The organism is candidate division WOR-3 bacterium, from assembly GCA_039801245.1.
Taxonomy (GTDB): Bacteria; Hydrothermota; Tepidihabitantia; order Tepidihabitantales; family Tepidihabitantaceae; genus JAOABP01.
Genome location: JBDRUF010000014.1, coordinates 1 through 13,467 on the forward strand (window position 1 = coordinate 1; position 13,467 = coordinate 13,467).

General features: G+C 50.5%; 9 protein-coding genes. 5 read left to right on the plus strand and 4 right to left on the minus strand.

Features of this window, described 5'->3' with window-relative positions:
- From ABIK47_03180 to ABIK47_03190, 3 genes are all read left to right on the plus strand, one after another.
- Nucleotides 1-1,303: hypothetical protein (locus tag ABIK47_03180; protein ID MEO0019627.1), on the plus strand; the 1,303-nt coding region annotated here is incomplete at its 5' end.
- 9 nt (nucleotides 1,304-1,312) lie between these two features.
- Complete coding sequence (locus tag ABIK47_03185) at nucleotides 1,313-3,901, plus strand: hypothetical protein (GenBank protein MEO0019628.1); 2,589 nt, start codon at nucleotides 1,313-1,315, stop codon at nucleotides 3,899-3,901.
- 71 nt (nucleotides 3,902-3,972) lie between these two features.
- Nucleotides 3,973-5,130: a zinc-dependent metalloprotease gene (locus ABIK47_03190; GenBank protein ID MEO0019629.1), complete on the plus strand. Its 1,158-nt coding sequence runs from the start codon at nucleotides 3,973-3,975 to the stop codon at nucleotides 5,128-5,130.
- Here the strand turns inward: ABIK47_03190 and ABIK47_03195 are convergent.
- Nucleotides 5,127-6,173 (minus strand): hypothetical protein, encoded by a 1,047-nt coding sequence (locus tag ABIK47_03195; protein ID MEO0019630.1) that lies wholly within the window; start codon nucleotides 6,171-6,173, stop codon nucleotides 5,127-5,129. The genes ABIK47_03190 and ABIK47_03195 overlap by 4 nt on opposite strands.
- A gap of 372 nt (nucleotides 6,174-6,545) precedes the next feature.
- Between ABIK47_03195 and ABIK47_03200 the strand changes: the two genes are divergently transcribed.
- A complete protein-coding gene (locus ABIK47_03200; protein ID MEO0019631.1) occupies nucleotides 6,546-8,327 on the plus strand; it encodes an ABC transporter ATP-binding protein in 1,782 nt (593 codons plus the stop codon).
- A gap of 2 nt (nucleotides 8,328-8,329) precedes the next feature.
- Nucleotides 8,330-10,075 carry an ABC transporter ATP-binding protein gene (locus ABIK47_03205; protein ID MEO0019632.1) on the plus strand — a complete coding sequence of 582 codons (1,746 nt, stop codon included), beginning with the start codon at nucleotides 8,330-8,332 and terminating at the stop codon, nucleotides 10,073-10,075.
- Between the two features lie 2 nt (nucleotides 10,076-10,077).
- On the opposite strand, the gene speY is transcribed toward ABIK47_03205, so the two are convergent.
- Genes speY through ABIK47_03220 form a run of 3 tightly spaced genes read right to left on the minus strand, consistent with a single transcriptional unit; the run spans nucleotide 10,078 to nucleotide 13,440 of the window.
- On the minus strand, nucleotides 10,078-11,244 hold the full coding sequence (gene speY, locus ABIK47_03210; protein MEO0019633.1) for a deoxyhypusine synthase: 1,167 nt from the start codon (nucleotides 11,242-11,244) through the stop codon (nucleotides 10,078-10,080).
- Nucleotides 11,245-11,253: 9 nt separating this feature from the next.
- A complete protein-coding gene (locus tag ABIK47_03215) occupies nucleotides 11,254-12,399 on the minus strand; it encodes a type III PLP-dependent enzyme (protein MEO0019634.1) in 1,146 nt (381 codons plus the stop codon).
- 30 nt (nucleotides 12,400-12,429) lie between these two features.
- Nucleotides 12,430-13,440 (minus strand): zinc-dependent alcohol dehydrogenase family protein, encoded by a 1,011-nt coding sequence (locus ABIK47_03220; protein MEO0019635.1) that lies wholly within the window; start codon nucleotides 13,438-13,440, stop codon nucleotides 12,430-12,432.
- Nucleotides 13,441-13,467 lie beyond the last annotated feature (27 nt).

Here is a 13,467-nt window from a genome sequence, read left to right on the forward strand (position 1 = left end):
TGCACCGGTTTCTGCCCAGTGGGAGTTCGGTGTTGTCTGTTCAACCGATGTGCCCTTTGCCACCGGACCAAACAACAGTCACAAACTGGCATTTCGTTCTGAGATGCTTTATCCGCAACGGGATACAATTACGCTCGTGTTTCAGTCAAGCGAAAGTATCTATTACTGCCTCTCAGGTAATGGTGTTAATGTCTGGTCAAGACCGGTGGCGCTTTATCCGGGCGCTGACCCGGCAATCGCCTTGGGCAGGGATGGGGACCGGCATCTTGTCTGGCAGATGCTCGATACCCTTGGCAGGCTGAACATATTTTATCGCAACCTTGAGTTCAGGATGATGCCGGTGAATGTGAGCGGTGCAGATGGCAACTGCTTTCACCCTGATGTCTTTGGAGACAGTGCCGGGGTTGCCCATATTGTCTGGGAGGAGGGAGAGGCAAGCCCGCAAATCTGGTATCGCCAGGCCAATGAGCGGGGCGTGATTGGGGACCGGTTCCGCGTTTCAACAGACAGCCTTGCCGCGTGTCGGTTTCCGGCAATTGAGCAGTTTAACAACGGGATTGGTGTTGTCTGGCAAGAGGTTGATACCACCGAGAGCCTTCCTTATAAAATAATGCGGCGCCGGCAGGTTGGTGGGGTGTGGCAAACAGAAGAGGTGCTCGCGGAGCAAAGTGAGCCCTTGAGCCATCCCGCAGTTGACTTCAGTGGTGGGAACGAAGGCTTTTCCGGTGGCTGGGAGAAGGTTGTCAATGGCAACTACGAGGTGGAGTTTTATGGCGGTAATGGCGGTGGCTATCCAACAGGAGGGGTTTCCACCAAGCCGGTTTTGAGCACAATCGGTGATGTCTGGTCATATCTCTTTTGGGAGGAGGATTCCTCGGGCAGAAAGGATATCTTTACCCACTTCTACTATTTTATGACCGGCTGGTCTTCACCCGGCTCGGTGCGCAATATCTTTCAGATAGATGAGCAGGTTTATGCGCCTAATTGCCTTGGTGCCCTTTTGGTCTGGACACAGGGCGATACCGCGCCTTATCAGGTGATGTGGGCATTCTTTGGCTACCCGATAGGAGTGGAGGAGAAGATTAAAGATGCTGCCAAACTTGTGAGGGGGATATTTAATGGTAAAGTTTATTATGCGGACCGGAAAATGCACCTTTATGACGCCAGCGGCAGAAGGGTGATGGAGTTGAAACCCGGTGCCAATGATATCTGCCGAGTGAAGGCGGGTGTTTATTTTGTCCAGGAGGTTGCGGAAATTGGTGATAAATCAAACGGATTTGTCAAGATTATCATAACAAGATAGGAGGTATGAATGAAGTGTGGTATTTTCGTAATACCAATTTGTGTGCTGGCTTCTTTGGTTGCGGGGATGCAACCTGATTTTGACCATAGGAATAGGGTTCAGAAGGTTGACATTGACCAGGATGAGTTTTTGCTCGACACTACCATAGGATGTGTTTTTGCGCCGAATAAACAGGAGGACCCTGCAGTTGCCTTTGATGGGACAAACTATCTGGTTGTCTGGACCGACTGGCGGAGTGGCTCTTCAGCGGATATATTCGCAACCCGCGTAACCCAGACAGGGGTTGTCCTTGACATTGTTGGAATCACCGTTGCTGCTGCTGCCAGGAGCCAGACCCAACCTGCGGTTGCCTTTGACGGGACAAATTATCTGGTTGTGTGGAGTGATGGCAGAAGCGGCAATAGTGATATCTATGGGGCGCGGGTGACACCGGCAGGGGTTGTCCTTGACTCTGCGGGTATCCCCATTTCCACCGCAGAAAACAACCAGACCGACCCTGCGGTTGCCTTTGACGGGACAAATTATCTGGTTGTCTGGAGTGATAGCAGAAGCGGCAATAGTGATATCTATGGGGCGCGGGTGACACCGGCAGGGGTTGTCCTTGACTCTGCGGGTATCCCCATTTCCACTGCGGCAAATTTCCAGGGCTACCCAGCGGTTGCCTTTAGCGGCACAAACTATTTTGTTGCGTGGCATGACAACCGGCGCGGCACCTGGTCTGATGTTTATGGTGCAAGAGTGGCGCCAGATGGTACTGTCCTTGACCCATCAGGCATCTCTATTTCTGCTGCTGCCAACACCCAGGCACATCCCGCAGTCGCCTTTGATGGCACGAATTTTATGGTGGTGTGGCATGATGACCGCCGTGGTTATTTGGACATCTACGGTGCCCGGGTGAGTCAGAGTGGAACAGTACTGGATGGTAATGGGCTGCAGATTTGCACCGCCACTCGGCCCCAGTCTTTTCCGGCTCTTGCCTTTGACAGCACGAACTATCTGGTGGTGTGGGCTGATGAGCGCAATGGCAATTATGACATCTACGCCACCAGGGTGACACCAGGGGGAACGGTGATTGACACCGGTGGGATTCCGATTTCAACTGTTGTAAATAACCAGCGACTGCCCGCGGTTGGATTTGATGGCAGCAATTATCTTGTCGTCTGGACTGACGGTCGGAGCGGAGTTGATGACATATTTGGGACAAGAGTGGGGACAGCAGGAACGGTTATTGACTCTGCTGGTTTCTGTGTCTCCACCGCCGCCAACACCCAGGGTGAGCCTGCCAGTGCCTTTGATGGTAGCAATTATCTGGTTGTCTGGACTGATGACCGTAATGGGAGTTACGACATCTTCGGGATTCGGGTTACACCAGCAGGAACAGTGATTGACTCGGCTACCATCCCCATTTCTACAGCTGAAAACAACCAGAACAACCCTGCGGTTGCCTTTGACGGTACAAACTATCTGGTTGTCTGGAGTGATAGACGGAACGGCAATGCTGACATCTACGGGACACGGGTAACACCAGAGGGCGTGGTTGTTGATACCGCTGGAATGCCAATTTCCGAAGCGCTCAATAATCAGGTGTACCCTGCGGTTGCCTTTGATGGGACAAATTATCTGGTTGTCTGGGCTGATGACCGCAATGGTGATTATGACATCTATGGGGCACGGGTGAGCCCTCAAGGAACAGTCCTTGATACTGACGGCATCGCCATCTCAACAATAGTACGTGAGCAGTCTTATCCGGCAATTACCTTTGACGGCACAAACTATCTGGTGGTATGGGCTGATAAACGGGGTGTGAGCGGTTACGCTGACATCTACGGTGCCAGGGTTCATCCTACTGGAACCGTACTTGATCCTGTCGGAATCCCGATTTCTACCGCTCCTTATGAGCAGTCTTATCCCGCAGTTGCCTTTGATGGAGCAAACTTTTTCGTGGTGTGGCAAGACCAGCGCGTTGGTGCGGGGTATTTCCCTGACATTTACGGTGCGCGGGTTAGCCAGATTGGTTCGGTGATTGATACCGCCGGAATCCCGATTGCAACCGATGGCAACTATCAGGGTTCACCGGTGGTGGCTTTTGACGGAGTGAACAGTTTGGTGCTCTGGGAGGACAGGCGCAGCGGTTATGACATCTATGGTGCCTGGGTAGCACCTGATGGCATGGTGTTTGACTCTGGACCGATTGTTTTCCAGGAGGGGGGACAGTTTTCCCCGGCAATAGGAAAGGGGTCAGGAAGGGAGATGCTCTTGGTGTATCAGGGCTGGACCGGAATGGTTGACAGCGTTGTCTATAATACCCAGCGCATCTGGGGCAAAATCAACCCGTTTCTTGGAAGCGGGGAATATTCTCAGCACTTTACTGATAGTCCATCTCGGTCTGCATCAATTGTCCGCCGGACGTTAGAATGCCAAGTTGCTGATGCTAAAGTGAAGATGGTATTGCTGGATGCAAGCGGCAGAAGGGTTCTTGACCTTAAACCTGGTCCTAATGATGTCAGCCAGTTGGCTGGAGGTGTATACTTTGTGCGGTTTTTATCAGGTGCGGAACCGAAAACAAGCAGTATGAGTAAGGTGGTGATTCAGCGCTGAAGATGTATTGCCGGCGCGGACAAAAGTTTTGCCTAAGAAAGCAAAATGAGGGTTAGTAAAAAGGAGGTCAGATGAAACATCTGAGAGTGGTGTCAGTGGCAGTATTGATGCTAATCATGGGTAGTGCGTTACAGGCGCTGATGATTGAGATTCCGCCAAGAGACCTTGCCGATGGTTCAGACCTTATTGTTTCTGGAATAGTTACAGATGTAACCAGTTACTGGAATTCAGACCAAACCGCAATCTATTCCGATGTTACCCTGGCGATAAATCAAGTTGAGAAGGGTGCGGATGTGCAACAGGTGGTTGTGAGAATTCCTGGGGGCGAGGTTGGCGATGTGGGAATGGCGGTGGAGGACATCCCGTTCTTTGAGATTGGTGACCAGGTGCGACTGCATCTGGTTAAGACCCCTGAGCCGGGAGTGTATGAAATTTTTGGCGCCCTTCAGGGGGTCTCTAATGAAATGGATGCACCACCCCTAAAATACTACTCTTACAGTGGGTATCACCGCGACCCGGCAACCTGCAACTATTATATAAATTCTCTCGTTCCTGAAGAGTGGATATCGGCGATTCAGGCGGGTGATTTGGCCTGGGATGAAGCGGGTTCAAGGTTCAGGTTCAACTACATTGGCACGACAACCAGGACCGGTCCAACCTATGACGGCTATAATGTGGTTTTTCTCTCAAACCTTGGAGGCAACGGTGTGCTTGCGCGCAATACCTTCTGGTATAACCGCAAGACTAAGATTGTCTATGAGAACGACATTGAGTTTAATACCTACTATCCCTGGTCAACCGAAGGCGATGCTAATTCCTACGATGTCCAGAATATCGCCACTCATGAACTCGGACACTGTTTGGTGTTGAATGACCTTTATAAGGACTATCAGAGCGAGATGACGATGTATGGCTACGCCGCTATTGGTGAGACCAAGAAAAGGAGCCTTGAGTTTGGTGATAAGGATGGCATCATTTACATCTATAAAGCGGGTTTTGACAAGGAGGATATGCCTTGGTTGTCTGGTGCGGCAGGAAAGGGTTATCAGATGGAAAAGGGTTCAGCGGGCGTCCAGGTGTTTGATATTACCGGCAGGACAGTTGTAAGTGAATTGCTCAGCAGAAATGGCGCGGTTCAAGGGTTGTCCAATCTCCAGCCCGGTGTCTATATTATGCGGGTAAAGACCGAAGCCGGGACAATAAACCGAAAGGTGGTTCACTGCCATTAGTTAGATAAAAGGAATTCAGCAACAGCCTTTGCGCCGGTGAGGGGATATTTACCCCAGCCGGCGCAAGCCATTTGTATCAGTTTGCCGGTCTTGCGTAATTCGTCAATAGTAGAACCGAACCTTTCCGGGTTGGTCAGGGGCAGGCAGACACCCTGTTCATAGGCAAACTGAAAGTTTTCCTTGGCAAAGGGTCCGATATGGGGCAGGAGGGCAAAAAGTGGCAAGCCCAGACCTATTGCCCAGTTTGTCCGTTCGTGCGCAGCGGCAACAATGAGATCAATCTCGGAAAGGAGTTCGGCGGTGTTTTGGTTTTCCTCCTTCCGAGAGTTGAAGAAAAGGGCTGATGGCAAAGGTTTTGCCTTGTTTTTATCGGTGCCGGCAAAGATGACAGTTTTGTGCCCGGCTTTGATTGCTGAACGGGCAGCGGTGATGATTGCGCGGCAATGGGGTTTAGGATAGGCGCCAGAGGTGAAAAAGGCAACTGTCAGAGGCTCTCTTGATGCGTATCTTTGCAGGCGCATCTGAAATGAAACTTCGGCAACAGGGAGGAGTTCAGGCTCAATTACAAGACCGGTGACAGAGAGCGCTTCCGGATTTACACCTAATTGCTGCAGTTTGCGCGCAGTGAACTCAAGCGGGACAAAGATGCGCCAGGCTTCTGGTACAGCACAAATTGGTGGTGCGGCGATTTCTCCGTGAAGATAGGCAACCTTAGAAAACGGTGATAAGAGATGGGCAAGGAGCGGATGGTCAACAAGGATGATGCCCTGATATGATTGGAAACGGGCGCGTAGACCCGAGTCAAGGAGAAAAAGTTCAATCCGAGATGGTTTTGAGCCTTGGCGAGAGCGGTTGTAAATGGTGGTGAAGAGACCGCCTCGGGCACCAAGATAATATGCCTTGCGCGCCAGAGTCCAGCCAAAGCCTGAAGGGACAATTTTTTCTACAGCGGGCATAAAGAAAAGAACCGAATCAAGGTAATTGGGATGCCCCCTGCCAATTTCTGAGGAGATGGCAACTAAAGGGGCAATTTTTGTGGACAACAGAGAATGTTAGTTAAAACAACATTCCGGTCAATTGCAGCGTCGGTTTGGCAGGCTTCTAAAAATAAAAAGGTGGTCTTGGGCAGGGAGGTGTTTGTATACCTATAAGTATACAAAAATATTTTTGGTAAATTTTGGTAAGAGCTAATAATTAAATAACTTAGCGGAATTTTTCAGTTTTTCAGACCCCTTCCCGGGGATTACCCCCTTCGGAGTTTTTCAGTTTGGCGGAATAGAAAGGGCTGGTGTGAACTTTAAGGGGATTTTTCAGTTTGATTTTTAAGCAACAGCAAGGGGATTTGCGGATTTCGGATTAAAGGCAGAATGTTCTTTTCTTTACATCAGGACAGGTTTTGCTGATAATTGACTCCTATGTGGTTTAATGATTTTATTCCACCGGAAGAGGAGACAAAACCGCAGGGTAAGGCTTGGGAATATCTTCGCCGGCTCTGGCCCTTCTTTTCCCCTTATCTGGGCAGGATAATTGCGGCAGGCATCCTGGTGTTTTTGTTCAGCGGGCTTTCGGTTCTTGGTCCGGTGCTTTTGAAGCGGGCGATTGATGTGAATATTGCCCAGGGTGATATGCGCGGTCTTGCCATCACTTCACTTATCTATCTTTTTGTGCTGGTGGGGATGCTTTTCTCCCTTTATTTCCAGATGGTCTGGCTGGCACAGGTTGGTGAAAAGGGGGCAGCAGACTTAAAAGAGGCGCTTTTTGAGCACATTTTGAGGTTGCCGATGCCATTTTTTGACCGGCATCCAAGCGGGAAGTTGATTTCAAGGGTTGAGAGCGATACCGAGGCTTTGAAGATGCTTTTTACCAGGACAGCGGTGGTTTTGGTGCAGAGCGGGCTGATGCTTTTGGGAATGAGCGTGATAATGGTTTTTACCTCCTGGCGGCTATTTCTTTTAGTGGCGGTTCTTTTGCCGCCATTTGTTGTGGCTTTCTATTTTTTCCAGAAAAAGGTGAGACCGGTTTATCTCGGGGTGAGAAGGGTTGTTGCGGATATCAATAATCTGGTGGTGGAGGCGCTGAAGGGGCTACCGGTGATTCAGGTTTTCTGTCAGGAAAGGACATTTGTCAAAAGGATGGATGATTTCAACCGTAAAAAGTTCCAGGGTGAGGTGAGGGCTTCTATTCTCTGGTATACGGTCTGGTTTCTGGTTGACTTTGGCGAGGTGATTGCGATTGGCTTGATTTTGGGTGTGGGCGGTGTCTGGGTTTTGAAAGGGCTGTTGACGGTTGGCGGACTGGTGCTTTTCATCTCCTATATCAGTCAGCTCTTTTCACCCTTAAGGACAATCTCAGACCAGATTAATGTGATTCAGCGGGCTTTTGCCTCAGCAGAGAGGACATTGCAGATTCTCAATGAGCAGCCTGAGCCGGAAGGGAAAATCAAGGGTGATATTGCCCTGAGGGAAAGGATTGCCCTTCAAGGGGTTGACTTTTCCTATGACGGGGAGGAATTGGTATTAAAGGATATCAATCTGGAGATTAAGAAGGGGGAGAAGGTGGCTTTGGTTGGTGAGACCGGGGGCGGCAAGACATCAATTGTCAGTTTGTTACTTAAGTTTTACCTGCCGCAGAAGGGCAAAATCACATTTGACGATAATGAACTTGTTGAGATTGACCCAAAGAGTTTGAGAAGGGTAATCGGGTTTGTGCCTCAGGAGGTTGTTGTTTTTCCCGGCACGGTTTTGGACAATCTGCGGATGTTTGATGAGAAAATCTCACTTGGAGAGGTGAGTTTAGCGGCAAGGCGGGTGCGGATTGATGAGGCAATAAGGCGCTTTGAAAAGGGTTATGAGACGGTGGTTGCTGAAGGGGGAGCGAACTTTTCTTTGGGTGAGCGCCAGCTTCTGGCATTTGCGCGGGCACTGGTGCGAGACCCGCAGATTTTAATCCTTGATGAGGCGACATCAGCGGTTGACCCGCAAACCGAAGGTTTGATTCAGGAGGGTCTGCAGGAGCTTTTAAAGGGGAGAACCGCAATCATCATTGCCCATCGTTTGTCAACGGTGCAGATGGCAGACCGGGTGGTGGTTGTTCACAAGGGCAGGATTGCCGAACAGGGGAGCCATCAGGAGTTACTGGCAAAGGGTGGAATCTATTCAAGGCTTTACCGGTTGCAGTTTGTGAGCGAGGGAGGGTGAGGATGGCAAGGGCAAAAGGGAAAAACGGGCTTGGTGTTGTCTTTGAGTTCTGGCAAAGGCATAAACTTCTGGCTTTGGGTCTATTTTTCTTCACCGCTTTAGGTGGTGCGGTAGCGGTTGCCTTTCCCTATGTCCTGCGGCTGATTGTTGATGGCATCAAGGCGGAAATTACCCAGCAAAAACTGATTGGCTATGTTTTGCTCTTGACCGGTTTTGGAGTGGTGCGGGCGCTTTTTGATGTGATTCTGCCGTTCTTCCGTGGCAGGACCAATGAGCGGTTTCAGTGGGAGGTGCGGACAGATGTTTTTGAGAAGATTTTGGGCAAGGGCTACAGTTTTCTCAACAGGTTTCCCAGCGGTGATGTGATGGAGCGGCTTGACCATGACCTGCAGGAACTTTCCTGGTTTGCCTGTTCAGGGGTTTTCCGGTTTGTCGCTGCCTTTCTTCTGGTCATCTTTACATTGATAATGCTTTTGAGGATGAACATCGTGCTGACATTGGTGACGGTTTTGCCGGCGAGTTTGGGTGTTTTTGGCTGGATGAGGATGGGTCCAAGGATATACTCCTGGTTTATGAAATGGCGAGAGAAGATTGCCGAGATAAACAACCAGTTGCAAACGGCATTTGCCGGTATCAGGCTTGTGAAGGCTTATGTTACCGAAGACCGGCTTGCCCGCGAGTTCCGGAAAACATTGGATGGGCGGGTTGAGGTGGCGGTCCAGGAGGCAAGGCAGGAGTCAAGGATTCAGGTCTTTTATATGGCGATTGGTCAGATGGCGATGCTTGCGGTTTTATGGGTGGGTGGAATTTTTGTGATTGGGAAAAGTCTGACCCTTGGTGAGTTTGTGGCCTTTAACGCCTATCTTTTAATGCTTTTCCCGCCGATGTTTGATATTGGCAACCTTTTTGTTTCTGGGAAAAGGGCAACCGGTGCGGGCGAGCGGGTTTTAGAGATGCTCGAGCATCGGGAACGGGTGGTTGTTGCACCTGGGGCAAAAAAGCCGGAATATGGTGAGTTAAGACTTGAGCGGGTGAGTTGCAGTTATAATTCGCACCCGGTTCTGAAGGATGTGACGATGGTATTTCCTAAAGGGAGCCGGGTTGGCATTGCGGGTCCTGTTGGTTCGGGTAAGAGCACAATCCTGCGGCTCATCTTGCGACTGATTGAACCGGATTCAGGGAGGGTGGTTTTGAACCGAACCGACATCAGGGATTTTGACATCGGCGCCTATCGCCGTCTTTTCGGCTATGCGCCGCAGGAGCCAACGCTTTTTTCAGACACATTGAAAAACAATATCCTCTTTGGCAGGGAGAAAGATGAGGAAGGGTTGCAACGGGCTGTGGAGCTGGCACAACTGAAAAATGATGTGGCAGATTTTGCTCAAGGTTTTAATGAGATGCTTGGCGAAAGGGGAACCGGTCTTTCTGGCGGTCAGAAGGCAAGGGTGGCGCTTGCCCGGGCGCTTTTGGAGATGCCGCCATTCATTTTGCTTGATGATGCCACTTCTGGTCTGGATGCGGATACTGAGCAGATGTTCTTTGAGCGGCTATTTAACGAACTTCAAGACAGGACGATTATCATTGTTTCGCACCGGCTCAAGGTGCTTTCACTCTGCGACCTAATCTACTGCCTTGACCAAGGTGAAGTTAAGGAACAGGGAACGCACGAGGGGCTTTTAGAGAAAGAAGGTCTTTATTTCCGGCTTTATCAGCGCCAGATGCTCAAAGAGGAGCTGCAGCGGCTATAAAATTATATCCGGGTATGGGCGAAGAACTCCTTTTTCAGCCGTTCCATCAGTTCAGTTCGGCGGTCGTAAAGCCGGTGGGGTTTGCGCGGTTTGTGCTTGGCAAGGGCGTAATGGGTAAATAAGGGGAGTGCCACCGTGACATCAAGATAGCAGACAATCGCATCGGGCAGCCGGTTTGGGTCAACCTTTCCCCAGGATACCGCCTCATGCGGGGTGGCGCCGGAAAGTCCGCCAGTATCAGGCCGGGCATCAGTGAACTGGATAAAGTAGTCCTGCCCCACATCCCTTAGCATCAGAATCTCCTGAATCTGGGGTTCGGTCTGGAGCATGAAATTCTTGGGCGAGCCGCCGCCAACAAGGACAACACCAGATTCGCCACCAGAGCGTTTGGCATAAAGGACATAGGATGTGGTTTCGTTGACATCGATTGAGGGGTTGATGCGCAGTTTCAACCCCTTGAGCTCAAGACCGGCGATGTTCATGCCGATGGTTGAGTCCCCAGGGGAACTGGTGTGAATCGGAACACCATACCGGTAGGCAGCGGCAAGGACGGAAACATCCTTGAGCCCGTTTTTCTCTTCCCATTCCGCAGCATATCTTCCAAGATAATGATAGAATTCGGCTGTGCCCATCTCCTTTTGGAATTCGGGCTGGATAAGGATTTCGCGGAGGATGTCGTCGGTGGCGCAGAGACAGTCGGTATAACCAAGGAAGATGTCGTAAATCCTAACGATGTCGTTTTTGCGCAGGTCAGCATCGTCTACCATTGGTGAACCGACATAAAGGGGAAAGTTGAAGGCAAAGTGCAAATCGTGATACATATTCGCACCGGTGGCAACAATCCAGTCAACAAAACCGGCTTTGATTAATGGAATAATGCAGGAGCAGCCCAGACCAGCAGGTGTCAGGGCACCGGCTAAAGACATACCGATGATTGTTTTTGGCTTAAGCATCTTCTGGACAAAGAGCTGGGCTGCCTGACGCAGCCGCGCCGAGTTATAGGCAAGAAATGTTTCCTCAATTATATAAGAAAGGTTTTCCTTGCCGGTAATCCCTTTGGGCAAAATCCTTTTGCCAGAAAGATAGAGCTTTTTGCGCGGGGTGCGCCTTTTGCGCAACCAGTCTGGCAGCTCGCTTAAATCCTCGCGAGAGCGATAGTCCTTTTTCATTTTACCTCCTTAAGGAATGAAGATGGTCTTTGGGGGTGGAATCCCGTTAAAGTTGGTGGCATGGGCAATTGAATAGGCACCGATATTTTTAGCATAAACCAAGTCCCCCAATTCCAGTTCGGGCAGTTCTTCTGCGGTAGAGATAATGTCAAGGGAGTCGCAGGTAGGTCCAGCAAGGGTTGTTAATTGTGTCGGTCCTTTTTTTAGAGCCTGGAACTGATATTTGCAATGGTCAAACACGGTCCCGGAAAGCCCACCGTAGACACCATCGTCAAGGTAGTACCAGTGCTTGTTGTTGCGGATGGATTTGCCGATAACCGAGAGCAAGAGAAAGCCGGCAGGTCCAACCACGGCGCGACCGGGTTCGGCGATGATGCGGACATCGTCTTTAAACAGGCGGGAAAGTTCCATATTCAATGCCGGTGCCATCTGGGCAAACCAGTCCTCATCGGTGTCAAAGTGGCGAATCGGGAAACCGCCGCCGATATCAACTATTGTTAGATTCAGACCCTTGGTTCTCCCTTCAGTGACAATCATTTTGGTTAACTCCAAGGCGTCAAGGTAGTTGTTGCCATGGGTGCACTGAGAGCCGACATGGAAGGAGACGCCAACCGGTTCCAGACCAAGTTTTTGGGCCTTTAACAAAAGCGAAAGGGCATCTGCAGGTTCGGCACCGAACTTGAGCGACAGTTCAACTACTGAGCCGACATTGGGTACCTTGATGCGGACAAGCACCTTTGCCCCAGGGGCATACCGGGCAATCTTGTTCAGTTCATATTCGGAGTCAAAGGTCATCAGGTTGACCTGGTTGCGGCAAGCATATTGAATGGCACTGGTCCGTTTGATGGTGTTGGCAAAGATGACCTTTTCCGGTGATGCGCCCGCAGCAAGAACCCATTCAATTTCCGGTTCGGATGCCACATCAAAACCGCAGCCCTCTTGGACAAGGGTCTTTATCACCTCAGGGTTTGGATTTGCCTTGACCGCATAAAATGGTTCAACCCGGGGCAGGAGTTTGCGAAACCGGGCAAGCTGGGCTAAGAGCAGGGTGCGGCTGAGAATAAATAAGGGGGTGCCATATTTTCTTGCAAGCCGGGGAAAGGAGTCCTTCAGTTCTTTTAAATAGGTTCTGTTGTTATTGGCTTTTTTCTTCACGCCTCAATTATTGCCAATTCAACCTGCGGGTCAAGCGTGAACAATTTCGTTTAACAGCACCGCCGCGCCATTAATCCCACTCTTTTTGACCGCAAGGAGCGCTTGATTTGCCTGTTCAAGGGGAAAGGTGGTGACTGTTGTCTTTAACGGAATTTCTTCGGCAAGACTTAAAAGTTCAATCACATCCTGACGGGTGCTGTTGGCAACCGAGCAGATTTTGCGCTCGTGGTAAATTAAGGAGTAGTCCATCTCCGGTATCGGGCTCATATGAATGCCGGCAAGTGCCAAGGTTGCACCTTTGTCAAGATGGGAAAGGGCAAGGGGCACAAGTTCGCCTGCTGGTGCAAAGATAATGGCGCTGGCAAGTTTGTATGGCGGCTTTTCCTTTGCGGTGCCAACCCAGTCTGCACCTAACTCCCGGGCGTGTTCCTGATGGCTCTTCGTTCTTGTAAAGACCGCAACCCAACAATGCCAGTGTTTTAGAATCTGCAGGCAGATGTGGGCAGATGCGCCAAATCCATAAAGACCCACATTAGTTTCTGGTTGGACATCAGCCCGTTTCAGGCTGCGATAGCCAATCACCCCCGCGCACAGGAGCGGTGCAAGATTGGCAATAGCCAGATTCTCTGGCAAAGGGTAGCAGAAGCCGGCACGGCAGATTGTGTATTGGGCATAGCCGCCATCGGTATGAAAGCCGGTGAATTTTATCTCTTCGCAGAGGTTTTCCCGGCTGGTTTTGCAGAAATGGCATTTCCCACAGGTTGAAGCAAGCCAGGGGATCCCAACCCTTGTGCCAATTTTGGGCTCCTTGACACCTGCGCCAAGTTTGTCAACAACACCCACAATCTCATGCCCGACAATTAGGGGCAGATGGGGAGGTTTGATATCACCCTCAATCTCGTGGATGTCGGTATGACACACCCCGCAGGCAAGAACCTTGATGCGCAGTTCATTTAGACCCGGTTCAGGCAAAGGCATTTCCACCGGCTGTAGAGGCGCGGTTTCAACAGGAGCGGTCTTGGTAAGTTGCATTGCGCGCATCGGCTAAATTTAAGGCAAAATTGAAAC

Excerpts from the sequence above, each read along its gene's own strand:
- ABIK47_03185 (MEO0019628.1), top strand. The coding sequence starts at position 1,313 with ATGAAGTGTGGTATTTTCGTAATACCAATTTGTGTGCTGGCTTCTTTG.
- ABIK47_03190 (MEO0019629.1), top strand. The coding sequence starts at position 3,973 with ATGAAACATCTGAGAGTGGTGTCAGTGGCAGTATTGATGCTAATCATG.
- ABIK47_03200 (MEO0019631.1), top strand. The coding sequence starts at position 6,546 with ATGTGGTTTAATGATTTTATTCCACCGGAAGAGGAGACAAAACCGCAG.
- ABIK47_03205 (MEO0019632.1), top strand. The coding sequence starts at position 8,330 with ATGGCAAGGGCAAAAGGGAAAAACGGGCTTGGTGTTGTCTTTGAGTTC.
- speY (MEO0019633.1), bottom strand. The coding sequence starts at position 11,244 with ATGAAAAAGGACTATCGCTCTCGCGAGGATTTAAGCGAGCTGCCAGAC.
- ABIK47_03220 (MEO0019635.1), bottom strand. The coding sequence starts at position 13,440 with ATGCGCGCAATGCAACTTACCAAGACCGCTCCTGTTGAAACCGCGCCT.